This window comes from Achromobacter kerstersii, assembly GCF_902859595.1.
Lineage (GTDB): Bacteria > Pseudomonadota > Gammaproteobacteria > Burkholderiales > Burkholderiaceae_B > Achromobacter > Achromobacter kerstersii.
Genome location: NZ_CADIJQ010000007.1, coordinates 345235 through 362018, shown reverse-complemented (window position 1 = coordinate 362018; position 16784 = coordinate 345235). Strand labels below are relative to the sequence as shown.

15 protein-coding genes are annotated in these 16784 nt (G+C 65.1%); 10 read left to right on the top strand and 5 right to left on the bottom strand.

The annotated features are described in order from the left end of the window. The first annotated feature begins 391 nt into the window (after positions 1–391). From kdpF to HV765_RS21290, 9 genes are all read left to right on the top strand, one after another. Complete coding sequence (gene kdpF, locus HV765_RS21330; protein ID WP_006223569.1) at positions 392–481, top strand: K(+)-transporting ATPase subunit F; 90 nt, start codon at positions 392–394, stop codon at positions 479–481. Next, a complete protein-coding gene (gene kdpA / locus HV765_RS21325) occupies positions 481–2277 on the top strand; it encodes a potassium-transporting ATPase subunit KdpA (protein WP_054424392.1) in 1797 nt (598 codons plus the stop codon). Before kdpF ends, kdpA begins: the two co-directional genes overlap by 1 nt. Before the next feature lie 22 nt (positions 2278–2299). Further along, positions 2300–4459: a potassium-transporting ATPase subunit KdpB gene (gene kdpB, locus HV765_RS21320; RefSeq protein WP_054424394.1), complete on the top strand. Its 2160-nt coding sequence runs from the start codon at positions 2300–2302 to the stop codon at positions 4457–4459. A 36-nt stretch (positions 4460–4495) separates the two neighbouring features. Continuing rightward, positions 4496–5116 carry a potassium-transporting ATPase subunit KdpC gene (gene kdpC / locus HV765_RS21315; protein ID WP_054424396.1) on the top strand — a complete coding sequence of 207 codons (621 nt, stop codon included), beginning with the start codon at positions 4496–4498 and terminating at the stop codon, positions 5114–5116. Positions 5117–5167: 51 nt separating this feature from the next. Continuing rightward, the gene (locus HV765_RS21310; RefSeq protein WP_175170860.1) at positions 5168–7954 is read left to right on the top strand and encodes a sensor histidine kinase; all 2787 of its coding nucleotides are present in this window, start codon (positions 5168–5170) and stop codon (positions 7952–7954) included. A 12-nt stretch (positions 7955–7966) separates the two neighbouring features. Then, positions 7967–8659, top strand: coding sequence for a two-component system response regulator KdpE (gene kdpE, locus HV765_RS21305; RefSeq protein WP_054424400.1), 693 nt, complete (start codon positions 7967–7969; stop codon positions 8657–8659). A 193-nt stretch (positions 8660–8852) separates the two neighbouring features. Beyond that, positions 8853–9620 carry a TorF family putative porin gene (locus HV765_RS21300; protein ID WP_175170859.1) on the top strand — a complete coding sequence of 256 codons (768 nt, stop codon included), beginning with the start codon at positions 8853–8855 and terminating at the stop codon, positions 9618–9620. A gap of 143 nt (positions 9621–9763) precedes the next feature. After that, positions 9764–10084 (top strand): hypothetical protein, encoded by a 321-nt coding sequence (locus tag HV765_RS21295; protein ID WP_245636353.1) that lies wholly within the window; start codon positions 9764–9766, stop codon positions 10082–10084. Positions 10085–10087: 3 nt separating this feature from the next. Beyond that, on the top strand, positions 10088–10987 hold the full coding sequence (locus HV765_RS21290; protein WP_175170858.1) for a 4-hydroxy-tetrahydrodipicolinate synthase family protein: 900 nt from the start codon (positions 10088–10090) through the stop codon (positions 10985–10987). Here HV765_RS21290 and HV765_RS21285 read toward each other — a convergent pair. The 3 genes from HV765_RS21285 to icd form a co-directional block, all read right to left on the bottom strand. Further along, positions 10965–12506 carry a methyl-accepting chemotaxis protein gene (locus tag HV765_RS21285; protein WP_175170857.1) on the bottom strand — a complete coding sequence of 514 codons (1542 nt, stop codon included), beginning with the start codon at positions 12504–12506 and terminating at the stop codon, positions 10965–10967. The genes HV765_RS21290 and HV765_RS21285 overlap by 23 nt on opposite strands. 219 nt (positions 12507–12725) lie before the next feature. Next, the gene (locus HV765_RS21280) at positions 12726–13991 is read right to left on the bottom strand and encodes an O-antigen ligase family protein (protein WP_420840137.1); all 1266 of its coding nucleotides are present in this window, start codon (positions 13989–13991) and stop codon (positions 12726–12728) included. A 133-nt stretch (positions 13992–14124) separates the two neighbouring features. Next, positions 14125–15381 (bottom strand): NADP-dependent isocitrate dehydrogenase, encoded by a 1257-nt coding sequence (icd, locus tag HV765_RS21275; protein WP_175170855.1) that lies wholly within the window; start codon positions 15379–15381, stop codon positions 14125–14127. A gap of 205 nt (positions 15382–15586) precedes the next feature. Here icd and HV765_RS21270 point away from each other — a divergent pair, with 205 nt between their 5' ends. Beyond that, on the top strand, positions 15587–16012 hold the full coding sequence (locus HV765_RS21270; RefSeq protein WP_054424409.1) for a DUF1841 family protein: 426 nt from the start codon (positions 15587–15589) through the stop codon (positions 16010–16012). A 13-nt stretch (positions 16013–16025) separates the two neighbouring features. Here HV765_RS21270 and HV765_RS21265 read toward each other — a convergent pair whose 3' ends face one another. Next, on the bottom strand, positions 16026–16388 hold the full coding sequence (locus HV765_RS21265; protein WP_054424411.1) for a c-type cytochrome: 363 nt from the start codon (positions 16386–16388) through the stop codon (positions 16026–16028). A gap of 10 nt (positions 16389–16398) precedes the next feature. Continuing rightward, on the bottom strand, positions 16399–16752 hold the full coding sequence (locus tag HV765_RS21260; protein WP_006217806.1) for a c-type cytochrome: 354 nt from the start codon (positions 16750–16752) through the stop codon (positions 16399–16401). Positions 16753–16784 lie beyond the last annotated feature (32 nt).

Genomic DNA, 16784 nt, shown 5'->3' with positions numbered 1-16784 from the left:
CGAAGCGAGTGCGAAGCGAGTGCGAAGCGAGTGCGGAGCGAAGACCCGGCCGGCCGCCGGGCCGCCCCAAGGCCGGCCAGCCCCCTCGGGGGGCAGCAAGCGAGCGAAGCGAGTGCGGCGTGGGGGTCCACATTTATTTCTTGTTTACACCCCCCTCCCCAACCTATATCCCGTTTTTACCCCCCGCTCCGTAACCTGCCGGTGTCCTGATTGGTCACCTGGCCTGCCCGGCGCGCATCCGCTTTTGCCGCGCAGGCCCGTCGTTCGAAGGGAGCGTGGCTCCCGGGAGGAAAAACGTGGATGCCATCTATATCGCCGTCTTCGCCGTCATGGCCGGGCTGACAGTTGCCCTGCTGCGCTTCTGCGAAGCCCTGTCTTCGGGGGAGCCGTCATGAATTGGCTCTATTGGGTCAGCGGCCTGACCGCCGCCCTGCTGTTCGTCTACCTGCTGGTGGCCCTGTTCAAACCGGAGAAATTCTAATGACCGCCGAATTCGTCGGACTGCTGGTCCTGTACCTGGCGGTCCTGCTTGCGATCGCGCCGCTGCTTGGGCGCTATATCCGTATCGCCATGGAAAACGGGCAATCCCGGCTTACCGCCTGGGGCCGCCCGCTTGAACGTGGCATTTACCGGCTGGCGGGCGTCGACCCGCAGGCCGAGATGGGCTGGAAGCGTTATGCGCTGGCCGTGCTCGCCTTCAACATTCTTGGCGTCGTGGTCGTGTACGCCCTGCAACGGGTCCAAGGCATGTTGCCGCTGAACCCGGCGGGCATGGGCGCCGTCACGTCGGACTCGGCGCTCAACACCGCCATCAGCTTTGTCAGCAACACCAACTGGCAGGGCTACGGCGGCGAAGCCACGATGAGCTACCTGACGCAGATGCTGGCGCTGACGGTGCAGAACTTCGTCTCGGCTGCCACCGGCATCGCCGTGCTGTTCGCGCTGATCCGCGGCCTGGCGCGCCATAGCTCCGCCACCATCGGCAACTTCTGGTCCGACATGGTCCGCTGCACGCTTTACGTGCTGCTGCCCCTGTCGTTCGTGCTGGCGCTGGCGCTTGTCAGCCAAGGCGTGATCCAGAATTTCAGCCCCTACCAGGACGTGCAGACGGTTGAAGCCCTGCACTACGACCAGCCGCGCGTGGATGCGCAAGGCCAGCCGGTGCTGGATGCAAAGGGCCAACCTGTGACCGACCCTGCGGTGACCTCGACGCAAACGCTGGCCATGGGCCCCGTGGCCTCGCAGGAAGCCATCAAGCTGTTGGGCACCAACGGCGGCGGCTTCTTCAACGCCAACTCCGCGCATCCATTCGAGAACGCCACCCCGCTGGCGAACTTCCTGGAGATGCTGGCCATCCTGATGATTCCCGCCGCGCTGTGCTTCACATTCGGCGAAATGGTGGGCAGCCGGCGTCAGGGCATCGCCATCCTGGCCGCGATGACCGTGCTGTTCGCCGTCTTCGCGCTGGGTACGGCGTACTTCGAACAGCAGGCGAACCCCATGGCCGCGCAGGCGGGCGCCGACAGCGCAATGACTGCGCTCTCGCCCGGCGGCAACATGGAAGGCAAGGAAACCCGCTTTGGCATTGCGGCCACATCGCTGTTCGCCACCATCACCACCGCGGCGTCCTGCGGCGCGGTCAACGGCATGCACGACTCTCTGAACGCCATGGGCGGGCTGCCGCCGATGCTGCTGATGCAGTTGGGTGAAGTCGTTTATGGCGGCGTGGGTTCTGGCCTGTACGGCATGCTGGCCTTCGCCATCCTGGGCGTCTTCATCGCCGGGCTGATGATCGGCCGCACCCCGGAATACCTGGGCAAGAAGATCGAAGCGTACGACATGAAGATGGTGTCCATCGTCATTCTGGCCACGCCGCTGCTGGTGCTGGGCGGTACGGCGCTGGCGGTGTCGGTGTCGGCCGGCCAGGCGGGCGTGCTCAATCCGGGCATCCACGGGTTTTCCGAAATCCTTTATGCGCTGTCTTCCGCCGCCAATAACAACGGCAGCGCGTTCGCCGGCCTGTCCGCCAACACGCCCTTCTACAACGTGCTGCTGGGCATCGCGATGTGGTTCGGCCGCTTTGCCGTGATCGTCGCCGTGCTGGCGATGGCCGGGTCGCTGGCGGCCAAGCGCCGCCTGCCCGCCGGCCCCGGCAGCATGCCCACCACCGGCCCCCTCTTTGTGGTGCTGCTGATTGGCGCCGTACTGCTGGTGGGCGCCCTGACATATGTGCCCGCGCTGGCCTTGGGCCCGGTCGCGGAACACCTGCAACCCTGAATGCAACAGGCTAGGAATCAACATGGCCAAAATTGAAATGCCAACCTCCAGCGCAGGCGGCGGCGCTGCCCGCGCCCCCGCAACTGCCACGCAAGATCGCCCTTTCGGCATGTGGTCGCGCTCGCTTGTCGGGCCGGCCCTTGTCGACAGCCTGCGCAAGCTATCGCCCGCCGCGCAGCTGAAGAACCCCGTCATGTTCGTGGTGTACGTGGGCAGCATCCTCACCACGCTGCTCTGGGTCATGGCCCTGCGCGGCCAGGCCGAAGCCCCGGCGGGCTTCATCCTGGCCATTACCGTGTGGCTGTGGTTCACGGTGCTGTTCGCCAACTTCGCCGAGGCGCTGGCCGAAGGGCGCGGCAAGCAACAGGCGGCGACGTTACGTGGCCTGCGCACCACCATCAACGCCCGCTTGCTGAAAGGCTTTCGCGAGGCAGACGCCCGAGACGCCCAGCCCGCGCAATGGCGCGATCAGGCCATCAGCCAGCCCTCGGGCCTGCTGCGCCGTGACGACGTGGTGCTGGTGGAAGCCGGCGACACCATTCCCGGCGACGGCCAGGTCATTGCCGGCGTGGCGTCGGTGGACGAAAGCGCCATCACCGGTGAATCGGCCCCCGTCATCCGCGAATCCGGCGGTGACTTTTCTTCCGTCACCGGCGGCACGCGGGTGCTGTCCGACTGGATCTTCGTACGCATCGCGGCCGATCCCGGCGAGAGCTTTCTGGACCGCATGATCGCCATGGTCGAAGGCGCCAAGCGCCAGAAGACGCCAAACGAACTGGCGCTGACGATTCTGCTGGTGGGCCTGACCGTGGTGTTCCTGCTGGTCGTCGTCACGCTGATGCCGTTCTCGATCTACGCGGTCAGTGCGGCCGGTGGCGGCGCAGCCGTCACGGTGACGGTGCTGGTGGCGCTGCTGGTCTGCCTGATCCCCACCACCATCGGCGGCCTGCTGTCGGCCATCGGCGTGGCGGGCATGAGCCGCATGATGAGCGCCAACGTCATCGCCACCTCAGGCCGCGCGGTGGAAGCGGCGGGCGATGTGGATGTGCTGCTGCTGGACAAGACCGGCACCATCACCTTCGGCAACCGTCAGGCGTCGACCTTCCTGCCCGCGCCCGGCGTGTCGCCGCGCGAACTGGCCGACGCCGCCCGCCTGGCGTCGCTGGCCGATGAAACGCCGGAAGGCCGCAGCATCGTGGCGCTGGCCGACAAGTCCCTGCACGCGCCGGCCGCGCGCATGATCGACGTCGAATTCGTGCCCTTCACGGCGCAGTCGCGCATGAGCGGCGTGAATCTGGGCGATCGCATGATCCGCAAGGGTGCGGTCGACGCCATTCAGTCGTGGATTGCCGCACAAGACAACACGGTGCCTGAACCCGTCTTGCGCCTCGCCGAAGATGTGGCGCGGCGCGGCAGCACGCCGCTGATGGTCAGCGACGGCAACCGCGCGCTGGGCGTCGTGGAACTGAAAGACATCGTCAAGCCCGGCATTCAGTCGCGCTTTGCCGAGCTGCGCCGCATGGGCATCAAGACGGTGATGATCACGGGCGACAACAAGCTCACCGCCGCGTCCATTGCCGCCGAAGCGGGCGTAGACGACTTCCTGGCCGAAGCCACGCCCGAAGCCAAGCTGAAGCTGATTCGCGCCTATCAATCGGAAGGCCGGCTGGTGGCGATGACGGGCGACGGCACCAACGACGCGCCCGCACTGGCGCAGGCCGACGTGGCGGTGGCGATGAACTCGGGCACGCAGGCCGCCAAAGAGGCCGGCAACATGGTGGACCTGGACTCCAACCCCACCAAGCTCATCGAGATCGTCGAGATCGGCAAGCAGATGCTGATGACGCGCGGCGCGCTGACCACGTTCAGCGTGGCCAACGACGTGGCCAAGTACTTCGCCATCATTCCGGCCGCCTTCGCCACCGTGTACCCGCAACTGAACGTGCTGAACATCATGGCGCTGACCACACCGGCCTCCGCCATCTTGTCGGCCGTGATCTTCAACGCGCTGATCATCGTCGTGCTGATCCCGCTGGCGCTCAAGGGTGTGCGCTACCGGCCGCTGGGCGCGTCTGTGCTGCTGCGCCGCAACCTGCTCATTTATGGCCTGGGCGGCCTGCTGGTGCCGTTTGCCGGCATCAAGCTGGTTGACATGGTGCTGGCCGCGCTGGGCTGGGTCTAAGCCAGCTCCCGCCCCGAAACCCGAAAGGAATTCATCATGAAACACACAACGTCATCCCCCGCCGCCCTGCCCCGCCCGGGCGGCATCCTGCGCCCCGCGCTGGTCGTCTTCGCCGCCCTGTCGCTGGTGACGGGCCTGGCCTACCCCTTCCTGACGCGCGGCGTCGCGGCCGTGGTCTTCCCGCACGAGGCGGCCGGCTCGCTCATCAAACAGGGCGACAAGGTCGTGGGCTCGGCGCTGATTGGCCAGTCGTTCACGTCGCCCCAGTATTTCTGGAGCCGGCCGTCCGCCACCGCGCCCATGCCGTATAACGGCGCGGCCTCGGGCGGGTCGAACCTGGGCCCGCGCAACCCCGCGCTGGCCGAAGCCATCCAGGCCCGCATCGCCGCGTTGAAGGCGGCGGACCCCGACAACCCCACGCCCGTGCCGGTGGACCTGATCACGGCGTCCGGCAGCGGGCTGGACCCGCACATCAGCCCGGCAGCGGCCGCCTACCAGGCCGCGCGCGTGGCCCGCGCCCGAAACTTGCCGCGCGCGCAGGTCGATGCGCTGATCCAGGCCAACACCGAGCAGCCCTGGCTGGGCGTGCTGGGTGACCCGGTCGTCAATGTGCTGATGCTGAATCTGGCGCTGGACAACTTGCGCCCGGCCCCATGAGCCCCGAGCGTATAGTATTGCCAGCTTTCCCCACCCCACTCTTGCGCGTTCATGGCTGATATTGCTGGCGAGCGTCCCGATCCCGACGCGCTCTTGAAGACCCTGGACGAGGCCGCGCGCCAAGCCGTGCGCGGCAAGCTGCGCGTGTACTTCGGATCGTCGGCCGGCGTGGGCAAGACCTACGCCATGCTGGTCGCGGCCCGGGCGCAAGCCGCGCAAGGGGTCAACGTGCTGGCGGGCATCGTCGAAACCCACGGCCGCCGCGAAACCGCGTCGCTGCTGGAAGGCTTGGCGGTGCTGCCGCTGAAAGACGTCGCGTATCGCGGCCACGTCCTGAAGGAATTCGATCTGGACGGCGCGCTGGCCGCCCGCCCCGGCCTGGTGCTGGTGGACGAACTGGCGCATTCCAACGCGCCGGGTTCACGCCACGCCAAGCGCTGGCAAGACATTCAGGAATTGCTCGCGGCCGGCATCGACGTCTGGACCACGCTGAACGTGCAGCATCTGGACAGCCTGAACGAAGCCGTGGGCAGCATCACCGGCGTGCGCGTCTGGGAGACCGTGCCAGACGAGGTCTTCGACGCAGCCGACGAAGTCATGCTGGTGGACTTGTCGGCCGACGAGCTGCTGCGGCGCTTAAAGGAAGGCAAAGTCTATCTGCCCGAACAGGCCCGCCACGCCACGCGCAATTTCTTTCGCAAGGGCAACCTGATTGCACTGCGCGAATTGGCGCTGCGCCGCACGGCGGATCACGTCGATGATGACGTGCAGGCCTACCGGCGCGACCGCGCCATTGAACCCGTGTGGCGCACGCGCGAAGCGGTCGTCGCCTGCATCGGGCCGGACATCGATGCCGAATACGTCATCCGCAGTGCGCACCGCCTGAGCCAGCAGCTGGAGTGCGATTTGCACGTGGTCACCATCGACACCCCACGCGCCGCGCCCACGCCGCAAGCCGAACAGGACCGCATGCAGCGCACGCTGGCGTTCGCGGATTCGCTGGGCGCACGCACTGAAACGCTGGCGGGCGGCGACATGGTCGACGCGGTGGTGCGTTACGTGCGCCGGCACAACATCACCAAGGCCATCGTCGGCCGCACGCGCGCCACCGGTTTGCAGCGGCTGCGCCTGTCGGTGTCCGCGCTGCTGACGGCCGCCATCACGCCCGGCTGGTTGTGGCGGCGGCACAGCTTCGCCGACATGCTGGCCGCGGGCTGCCCCGAGATCGACATCATCCGGCTGGGCGCGCCACCGCTGCCCGCCAGCGCCGCGCCCGGGCGCGACCCGCTTACGCTGGGCCGCCGCGCGAGTCTGGGCGCCGACGAGCGCACCGCCCGTTCCTGGGCCGGCTATGCCTGGGCGCTGTGCTATTGCGCGGCTGCCACGGGCTTGTCGATGCTGGCATTCCCCGTGCTGCACCAGACCAATATCGTCATGCTGTTCCTGCTGGCGGTGGTGGGCGTGGCGCTACGCCATGGACGCGGGCCGGCGGCGCTGGCATCCGTCGTCAGTGTGGCGCTGTTCGACTTTTTCTTCGTGCAGCCGCTGGCCTCGTTCGCCGTGTCCGACGTGCAGTACCTGCTGACCTTCGGCGTGCTGTTATCCGTGGGGTTACTGATCGGGCAACTGACGGCCGGCCTGCGCCTGCAAGCCCAGGCCTCGGTCAAACGCGAAGCCGACGCGCGCAGCCTGTATGAATTTGCGCGCGAATTGTCGTCGGCGCTGTTGCCCGAGCAGATCGTAACGTCGGCCGGCGCCTTCGTGCACGCCACCTTCGGCTCGCGCTGCGCGCTGTACATCCTGGGGCTGGACGACCGGTTGAAACTCGCCTCGCCGGCATCCGACGACATGCCGCCGTTGGAGTCGGCGCTGGCCCAATGGGTCTACGACCACGGCCAGCCCGCAGGCGCTGGCACCGCAACCTTGTCCAACAGCGAGCTGCTGTACCTGCCGTTGAAAGCGCCCATGCGCACGCGTGGCGTGCTGGCGCTGGCCGCCCCCCGCCGCAGCCTGTTCTCGCACCCGGATTCGCGCCGCCAGATCGAGGCCTACGCCACCCTGATCGCCATTGCGCTGGAACGGCTGCACTACGTGGAAGTGGCGCAGCAGGCACTGGTCAGCATGGAATCGGAGCGGCTGCGCAACTCGCTGCTGGCCGCCGTGTCGCACGATTTGCGCACCCCGCTGACCAGCCTGATCGGCATGACCGATACCTTGACGCGCCAACAGGCAACGCTTGCGCCCGACGTGCAGGACACCGTGCGCGCCATGCGCGACCAGGCACAGCGCATGCATGCGCTGGTCGTCAACCTGCTGGACATGGCGCGCCTGCAAAGCCGCGACACGCCGCTGCGCCGGGAATGGCAATCGATTGAAGAGCTGGTGGGCGCATCGCTTGCCGCCATGCGCGAACCGCTGGCTGCGCATCACGTCACGGTCGCCAGCCTGTCGCAGCTGCCGCTGGTGGAATGCGATGGCGTGCTGATCGAACGCGTGCTGTGCAACCTGCTGGAGAACGCGGCCAAGTACACGCCCGCAGGCAGCACGCTGCATCTGCACGCAGCCGTCGTCGATGACGAACTGCGTGTGGCCGTCAGCGACAATGGCCCCGGCGTCACCCCCGGCGCCGAACGCCGCATCTTCGAAAAATTCACGCGCGGCGAACGCGAATCCGCCACCCCCGGCGTTGGCCTGGGCCTGGCGGTGTGCGAAGCCATCATCTCGGCCCACCACGGCCGCATCTGGGTCGAACACACGCCGGGGCAGGCCTCTGGCGCGCAATTCGTCTTCAGCCTGCCGCTGGGCACGCCGCCCGCAATTCCTCCTGAAACCCATTGATTCCCCCAAAGCATGTTCGACTATCAGCCCACCGTCCTGATCATTGAAGACGACGCCAACATCCGGCGCTTCGTCCGCCAGGCCCTGGAAAGCGAAGGCTGCGTCGTGCACGAAGCCGACACCGTCAAGCGCGGCCTGATCGAAGCCGGCACCCGCCAACCCGACGCCATCGTGCTGGACCTGGGCTTGCCCGACGAAGACGGCATGACGCTCATCCGCGAATTGCGCGCGTGGACGGAAGTGCCGGTGCTGGTGCTATCCGCCCGCAGCGCCGAGGCCGACAAGGTGGCCGCGCTGGACGCGGGCGCCGACGACTATCTGACCAAGCCCTTCGGTGTCAGCGAGCTGCTGGCCCGGCTGCGCGTGCTGCTGCGCCGGCATGCACGGGGCGGCGCGGGCAGCGCCGCCGAAATCACGTTTGGCGAGGTGCGCGTGGACTTCGCCAAACGCGTTGTCGAACGCAATGGCCAGCACGTGCACCTGACGGCCATGGAATACCGGCTGCTGGCCGCGCTATTGGCGCATCGCGGCAAGGTCATGACGCACCGTGAACTGCTGCGCGAGGTCTGGGGCCCATCGCATGTGGAAAGCAATCACTACCTGCGCATCTATATGGGCCATCTGCGCCAGAAGCTGGAAGCCGATCCCGCGCAGCCGGTATTCCTGATGACCGAAATCGGTGTGGGCTATCGCTTCGCGGGGTGATTGCCGGGTGGTGGGGATGGCGCCGCGTTGATGCGGTGTTGTTGATGCGGCCTCGTTGATGCGATCTTGTTGATGCCGCCTGGTTGACGCGGCACTCTTGATGCCGCCTTTATGCGGACCGCGCGAGTCTTGTCTCGCGCTTTATGCCGATCCTCCTATTGTTGCGATCCTCATCCAACATCAGGAGTCTTCCATGTCCCGCAACACCCTGGCCGCGCTTGCGCTGCTTGCGCTTACCACCACCTCGCAGGCCAGCGAAGCCCCCGTCGCGACGACAACGCCCGCCGCCAGCGACTTCTCGTTATCGGCCAACCTCACGCTGGCCAGCCAGTACCGCTATCGCGGCCTGATGCAGTCGAACAACCAGCCCGCCATCCAAGGCGGCTTCGATCTGGCCCACGCGAGCGGCTTTTATCTGGGCAACTGGAATTCCAGCATCAGCTGGCTGGGCGACAGCAACAGCGCCGTGTCGGCCCCCGTCGAAATGGATTTCTACGGCGGCTACAAGGGCAATCTGACAGAAGGCGTGCCGGTTGACCTGGGCGTCTTGCAGTACTACTACCCCGGCGACTACCCGTCCGGATTCACCAGCCCCGACACCACCGAGCTCTATGCCGGCATCGGTTACGGCCCGGTGATGTTCAAGTATTCCATCGCCATGACCAACCTGTTCGGCTTTGCCGACAGCAAGTACAGCCAGTACTTTGACGTGACGGGCAACGTGGACACGGGGCTGTGGGGCTTGACCCTGAACGCCCATGTCGGCCGCCAGATCGTGCGCAACGTCGACCGCGGCTCCTATACCGATTGGAAGCTGGGGCTGACGAAAGACTTTGGAGCGGGCTTGTCGGTGTCGCTGGCGTACCTGGACACCAATGCCGACCGCGCGGTCTACACCAACACGCGCGGGCGCGACATGGGCCGCGCAACCGGCCTGCTGTCTGTGACCAAAACGTTTTGATCCGGCGCGGCGTTGACGCGTTTTTTATGCGCCGCGCCCGCTTTTATCGGCAGGATTTACGGTGCGATTTCTATAGTGGAATCGTCATCAACCAACCGGAATTACGGATCGCCGCAAGTGGCGAATCCGTCCCGCCCCCCGCCATGACTCCCCGACTGGATCGCCGCCCCCTGCTTTCGCCCGCTTCCTCTTCCGCGCTGCCCCTGCCGCAATCCGAGCGGGTGGCGCTGACGGTCAGGATCGATACGCTGGATGCCCTGAAGGTGCGGCTGGCGCTGCACCGCGAGCTGGGCGACCGTATCGGCGTCTATGTGCTGTCGGTAGACCACGCCCATGCGCAAAGCACGCTGCAACTGCAGTGCGCCCGCCACGAACTCGGCGACCTGATGCACGCCGTCATGTGCGGCCTGCCCCAAGCGGAATTCGGCGCGGTGCGCCCGGCGTCGGCCATCACGGTGCAATAAACCATGGACATGCCCGTTACGACCGCATTCGAAGGCATCTGGCTGCCGATGATCACGCCGCTGCGTGGCGGCTATGTGGACCTGGACGCCGCCCAGGCGCTGGCCCGCTACTACCGCAACGCCGGCATCGCCGGGCTGGTGCTGTTCGGCTCCACCGGCGAAGGCAACCTGCTGAGCCTGTCCGAAAAAATCGACATGGCCGAAGCCATCGCCAGCGATCCGCACGCGCTGCCGCTGGTGTTTGGAGCAGGCGGCGTCGACACGCGCGGCGTCGCCACCGCCATCCGCCGCCTGGACAAACTGGCCCCCGCCGGCTATCTGGTGCCGCCGCCCTACTATTTGGGCCCATCGCAAGCCGGCATCTTGTGGCATTACCGCCAGATCGCCTGGGCAACCGAACGCCCCATCATTCTGTACAACATCCCCAAGCGGACTGGCGTGACGATGACAGTGGAGACCATGGAGAAGCTGGCGCTATTGCCCAACTTCAGCGCGGTCAAGGAATGCAATCCGTCGGTGCTGTCCGCCTTGAATGCGCGCGGACGCCTGGCCGCGCTGTGCGGCGAAGATCTGTCGCTGCTGGATCATTGGCTGGCGGGCGGACGCGGCGCCATCCCGGCCGCGGCGCACGTGTACCCGGAGCGCTATGTTGAAGTCATGCGCCTGGCGCAGGCGGGCCACGCCGAGGCCGCACGCGAACTCTTCGAGCCCTTGCGCGGCCTGATCCGCCTGCTGTTCGCCGAACCCAATCCCGCGCCCATCAAGCGCGCCCTGGCGATGCAAGGGCTGATCACCGACGAGCTGCGCATGCCCATGACGCCGGCCAGCCGTGAACTGAGCATCCGGTTGCAACGCGCCATGGGCGCGCTGCACAGCCTGCCTAGCCGGCTGCAGACAGCTTGAACACCGACACGGCGCGCGCCAGGTCGTCGGCCTGCTCGTGCAAGGTGGCGGCCGACGCGGCAAACTCCTCGACCAGCGCGGCGTTCTGCTGCGTCACGCTGTCCAGGTGCGTCACAGCCTGATTGATCTGTTCAATCCCCACGCTTTGCTCGGCCGACGCGGTGGCGATTTCGCCCATCAGGGGCGCGCTGGTGGCGGCGGATTCCAACACGCTGCCCATCGTGGCGCTGGCCTGTTCCACGCGCTGGCTGCCGCGCGCCACCGATTCGGACGAGGTTTCGATCAGCCCCTTGATCTCTTTGGCCGCAGTGGCCGAACGCTGCGCCAAGGCGCGAACCTCGCCCGCCACAACCGCAAAGCCACGCCCCTGCTCGCCGGCTCTTGCAGCTTCCACGGCCGCGTTCAGCGCCAGGATATTGGTCTGAAACGCAATGCCGTCGATCACGCTGATAATTTCGCCAATGCGCTGCGAACTGTGCGAGATCTCGTGCATGGCGTCGATGGCGTGTTGGGTCTCTTCACTGCCCTGGCGCGCCAGTTGCGCCGCCTGCCCCGCCAGCGAACTGACTTCGCGCACATGCTCGGCGCTTTGCTTGGCCGTGGCGGTGATTTCTTCCACGCTGGCCGCCGTCTGTTCCAGGGCGGCCGCCTGCTTCTCGGTGCGATCCGACAAGTCCATGCTGCCCGCCGCAATCTGGCGCGAGGCCGCCGCGATGGAGCTGGTGGAATGCACGATGGTGCGCACGGCAACGTCCAGGCGTTGCTGCATTCTTCCCATGCCCTCGAACAAACGGCCGATCTCGCCCCGATGGTGGCGCGACACCGCGGAAGACAGATCGCCATTGGCCACGCGCTCGCACAAGGCCACGGCTTCATCCAGCGGGTTGATCACATGGGTGCGGAAAAAGCGCAGGGCGGCGATCAGCACCAGCGCCAGCAAGCCCAGCGTCACACCGCCCTGCCGCCACAAGGTGCTGTAGAAGGCCGTGTCGACATCATCCACATACAAGCCGGTGAAGATCAGCCAGCCCCAATCCGCGTCGTAGGCGGCATAGCTGATCTTGGGCAGCGCCTCGTCGGCGCCCGGCCGGGGATAGCGGTACTCCACATAGCCGCCGCCCGCCTTACCTTCGGCATAAAGGTTTTCAAAGATCGGCAGGCCGTCCACATCCTTGATGGCGCGCACATTCGTGCCCACCAGCTTGGCGTCAGGGTGCGCCAGCAAGGCGTAGTCGTCGCCGAACACCCCCACATAACCATCAGCGCCGTAGCGCAGTTGCGTCAGGCGCCGCGCCACATTGCGCTTGGCCTCCGCCAGCGGCATGCCTTCACTGACGCTTTGCTTGCCGTTGCGCAAGATGCCCGCGGACAGATCCAGTACGTGGCGCAACTCCGTCTTCCGTTCGGCCACCATCTCTATGCGCCGCTGCCATGCGTCCCAGGCGCCCAGCGCCAGAACGGCAACGCCAATGGCGAACACGAACCACAACAGCTCCCTGCGCAGACTGGAATTTTTCACAGCCTCTCCTCGTAGTGCCCATTCTTATGCCTGAAACTTTTCGCGGCAGAATGTGACGGTTTATGTATTGCGTTCCGTCAGAATACGGTGACACAGCAGGGTTTTCGCTAGGTCGACCTCGTCGACTTGATCTAACGCAAGGCCCATAAAAAAAACGCAAGGCGAGTGCGCCTTGCGTCAGGTAATGCTTGCACTGCGCGGGAATTTACCCGCCCATCTTCAGCGCCGCAGCGCGCGGTTGGCGGCCTCGGCTACGCGAGGCGTCGTCAACGCAATCAGCGTCACGACGATGAGCGAATAATTGGGCACGCTGCGCATGTTGCGGAACATCATTTCCGTCAGGCTGAACGCGCAGTAGCTCAGGCAGAACAGCAGGCCCAGTTGCGCCCCCACGCGGATCACCCGGTCGTCGCTCGCCATGCGGCGGAAAAATACCGCGGCTGGCAACAGATACAGGGTCAGGATGCTCAACAAGCCCAGCAGCCCATAACCGGACAACGCGGCCAGCATGTCGTTGTGCGGTTCGCCAAACCCTTCAACGACTTCGGCGGTCACGATCCCCTGGGTTTCCAGCTGGCGCAGTTCCTCGCGGAACTTGCTCGGCCCGATTCCCACGATGGGACTGTTCTGGAACATGAGGATGGACGCATGCCACAACTGCAAGCGGATGCCGAAAGACGTATCGCGATTGGCCGAGGTGGAATAGCCCTGCACGTCTTTCGAGATCTCGTGCATGCGCGTGCTGAACGTCCAGATGGCGGCGGCGCTGGCCACCAGCGCCACACAGACGGCCAATGCGCAATACACCTTGTGGCGGCGCTTCCAGTTGCGCAGGCCCAGCAAGAACACCACCCCCAGAATGGGCAGCAACATCCAGCTGCTGCGCGTCTCGGACTCCCATGTGGCGTAGACGGACAGCGCCACGGCCACCAGCTTTACCGTCGTCTCGGCGCGCGGCCAGCGCGTACAGGGGCCAAAGCCCAGGGACAACAGCGTCATCGCGCCAAACAGCAGCGTCATGTTTGCAAACGCCACGGCGTTATAGCGCCCGCCGACATCAACCATGGCATTGCGATCTAAGGTCTGAACCGTAACGATCAGCAGCACCGAACCGGCAATGGCGCCCGCCAAAATGCTCCACTGCACCAGCTTCAACCATCGCTGCGGCGCGCGCAGCAGCAGCCAGAGCACCGGCAGCGCCAGCGCAAAGCGCAGCAGCTTCTCCAGCTCTGAATTGCTCCACACGCCTCGCACCGCGGACGTGATGAACATACAGGCCAGCGGCAGCAGCAACACCAGCGACATCGGCCACAACTCGCCAAACGCCATGGGCTCGTAACGCTTGATGGCGTTCACCGCCAGCGCCGTCAGCGCGACCAGGCCGGCCAGGTAAAGCACAGCGGGGCCACCCACCGGGCTGGTCAGCGCCAGGGCAGGAACCAGCAATACCAGCCAAGTGGCCAGGGAAACATACATTCGGGGCACAGCGATCAACCTGAAAAGAACGATGCAAGCGCAGCGCGCTTCATGCGAGTAAGGGTAGATAAACCCGGTAGACAAAACCCGCCCGCCATGACGGCGGGCGGGTTCTACGGAGCAATGCGGAGCGAACCGCGAATTACATGTTTTCGATCATGACCTGACCGAAGCCCGAGCACGACACTTGCGTCGCGCCTTCGAGCAGGCGGGCGAAGTCGTACGTGACCTTCTTGGACAGGATGGACTTTTCCATGCTGGAGATGATCAGGTCGGCAGCTTCGGTCCAGCCCATGTGGCGCAGCATCATTTCGGCCGACAGGATTTCGGAACCGGGGTTCACGTAGTCTTTGCCCGCGTACTTGGGCGCCGTGCCGTGGGTGGCTTCAAACATGGCCACCGAGTCCGACAGGTTGGCCCCCGGCGCAATGCCGATGCCGCCCACTTGCGCGGCCAGCGCGTCAGAGATGTAGTCGCCGTTCAGGTTCAGCGTGGCGATAACGTCGTACTCGGCCGGGCGCAGCAGAATCTGCTGCAGGAAGGCGTCGGCGATCACGTCCTTGACGATGATCTCGCGCCCGGTCTTCGGGTTCTTGAACTTGCACCACGGGCCGCCATCGATCAGCTGCGCACCAAATTCCTTTTGCAGCAGCTCGTAGCCCCAGTCGCGGAAGCCGCCTTCCGTGAACTTCATGATGTTGCCCTTGTGCACCAGGGTCAGCGACGTGCGGTCATTGTCGATGACATACTGCGCGGCCTTGCGCACCAGGCGCTCGGTGCCTTCGCGCGACACGGGCTTGATGCCGATGGACGAGGTGTTCGGGAAGCGGATCTTCTTCACGCCGAGCTTGGTTTGCAGGAACTGGATCAGCTCCTTGGCCTGCTCGCTTTCGGCCATGTATTCAATACCCGCGTAGATGTCTTCCGAGTTCTCGCGGAAAATCACCATATTGGTCTTTTCGGGTTCACGCACCGGCGAGGGCACGCCCTTGAAGTACGCGACCGGACGCAGGCAGACGTACAGGTCCAGTTGCTGGCGCAGCGCCACGTTCAACGAACGGATGCCGCCGCCGACCGGGGTGGTCAGCGGGCCCTTGATGGACACCACGTAGTCTTTGACGACTTCCAGGGTTTCATCGGGCAGCCACACGTCGGGGCCGTAGACCTTGGTGGCCTTCTCGCCCGCGTAGACTTCCATCCAGTGGATCTTGCGCTTGCCGCCGTAGGCCTTTTGCACCGCGGCGTCGACAACCTTGATCATCACCGGGGTGATATCGGCGCCCGTGCCGTCGCCTTCGATGAAGGGAACGATGGGCTGTTCAGGCACATTCAGCGAGAAATCAGCGTTGACCGTGATCTTCTGGCCGCCAGCGGGAACCTTGATATGTTGGTAGGTCATGAATGCTCCATTTGCTCCGGGTGGTTTTTCTGCATGCGCCGCATCGGAAAGCGTCCGATTCCGCAGGGGAAAATCACCCTCGCGAACCGCACTCCGGATGGCGTATAGCAACCAATTCTATATCGCAAAGACGCTACAGAAACCTGACCGCGCCCCGGGGGCGGTAAAATAGTGCATCTCCATCCCGCATTTCTGCCCCGACCCGATGTTCAATCCCTCACGCGACCAAGTCCGCGAATTCTTTATCGACACCTGGCGCAAGCACCGCGCCAACGAGGTGCTGACCCCGCTTGAGGCCATCGCGCTGGATTGGATCATCGAGCATCCGGAATATCACGGCGACCTTGAAAGCCCCGACGCCATGACCGCGGAATACGCCGTGGAAAAGGGCCGCACGAATCCTTTTCTGCACTTGTCCATGCACCTGGCCATTGCAGAGCAGCTGTCAATCGACCATCCGCCCGGCATCCGCCTCGCCTATCAGCAACTGACGGCGCGCTCGGACGCCCATCACGCGGCGCACGAAATCATGGAATGCCTGGGACAGGTGGTGTGGGAAGCGCAGCGGCTGGGCACGCCGCTGGACAGCGACAGCTATATCGATCTGATCCGCCGCCGCGCCAGCCTCTGAACCCGCTAGCGGGTTATTTGCGTACGCCCAGGTCGCTGGGCAAGGACGCCAGCCACGCCGATACGTTGGAGATGTCCTGGTCGGACAGTTGCGTGGCGAACGCGCCCATGATGGGGTTCTTGCGCACATTGGCCGTGGCCGCGCTGCCGGAGGCGCCGCGTTTGTAGGCTTTCAGTGCATGGGACAGGTAATCGGCGTGCTGGCCGGCCAGCGTCGGGTAGGCTGGGTCCACCGCCGTTTTGGCGTCGGCGCCATGGCACGACGCGCAATTGAATTTGTCGAAGACGGCCTTGCCAGCCGCCAGATCCTGCGCGTGGGCGGCAGAGCCCGCGATTGCGAGGGTCGCGCCCAGAAGGGCAAGCATCGTGCGATTCATGGTTTGCCCCTTATTTGAGATTCGAGTAGTACGCGGCCAGATCGGCGATGTCCTGGTCGGACAAACTGCCGGCAATGGCGTCCATCGTGGGATGGCTGCGCGCGCCTTTCTTGTACTCGTTAAGGGCGGTTTCGATGTACTTGGCGTTCTGGCCAGCAATCATCGGCACGTGATAGAGCTCGGGAAACGTCGCCTTGTAGCCTTCGATGCCATGGCATCCGATGCACATGGAAACCTTGTCGCGGGCGTTTTGGATATTACCGACAGGCGCTGCGTCAGCAGCAACAGCCTGGCCGGCGATCGCACAGGATGCCATCGCGGCCAACACGGAAACCGTGCACTTCAGAGAGGTTCGCAACTTCATTGGAATGGCTCTTCTTGGTATGGCTTAAGGAC

What these genes read in the sequence shown, in the direction of transcription:
- HV765_RS21310 (WP_175170860.1), top strand. Translation starts at nt 5,168, where the DNA reads ATGGCTGATATTGCTGGCGAGCGTCCCGATCCCGACGCGCTCTTGAAG.
- kdpC (WP_054424396.1), top strand. Translation starts at nt 4,496, where the DNA reads ATGAAACACACAACGTCATCCCCCGCCGCCCTGCCCCGCCCGGGCGGC.
- kdpA (WP_054424392.1), top strand. Translation starts at nt 481, where the DNA reads ATGACCGCCGAATTCGTCGGACTGCTGGTCCTGTACCTGGCGGTCCTG.
- HV765_RS21290 (WP_175170858.1), top strand. Translation starts at nt 10,088, where the DNA reads ATGGACATGCCCGTTACGACCGCATTCGAAGGCATCTGGCTGCCGATG.
- HV765_RS21300 (WP_175170859.1), top strand. Translation starts at nt 8,853, where the DNA reads ATGTCCCGCAACACCCTGGCCGCGCTTGCGCTGCTTGCGCTTACCACC.
- HV765_RS21270 (WP_054424409.1), top strand. Translation starts at nt 15,587, where the DNA reads ATGTTCAATCCCTCACGCGACCAAGTCCGCGAATTCTTTATCGACACC.
- HV765_RS21295 (WP_245636353.1), top strand. Translation starts at nt 9,764, where the DNA reads ATGACTCCCCGACTGGATCGCCGCCCCCTGCTTTCGCCCGCTTCCTCT.
- kdpB (WP_054424394.1), top strand. Translation starts at nt 2,300, where the DNA reads ATGGCCAAAATTGAAATGCCAACCTCCAGCGCAGGCGGCGGCGCTGCC.
- HV765_RS21265 (WP_054424411.1), bottom strand. Translation starts at nt 16,388, where the DNA reads ATGAATCGCACGATGCTTGCCCTTCTGGGCGCGACCCTCGCAATCGCG.
- kdpF (WP_006223569.1), top strand. Translation starts at nt 392, where the DNA reads ATGAATTGGCTCTATTGGGTCAGCGGCCTGACCGCCGCCCTGCTGTTC.
- kdpE (WP_054424400.1), top strand. Translation starts at nt 7,967, where the DNA reads ATGTTCGACTATCAGCCCACCGTCCTGATCATTGAAGACGACGCCAAC.
- HV765_RS21260 (WP_006217806.1), bottom strand. Translation starts at nt 16,752, where the DNA reads ATGAAGTTGCGAACCTCTCTGAAGTGCACGGTTTCCGTGTTGGCCGCG.
- icd (WP_175170855.1), bottom strand. Translation starts at nt 15,381, where the DNA reads ATGACCTACCAACATATCAAGGTTCCCGCTGGCGGCCAGAAGATCACG.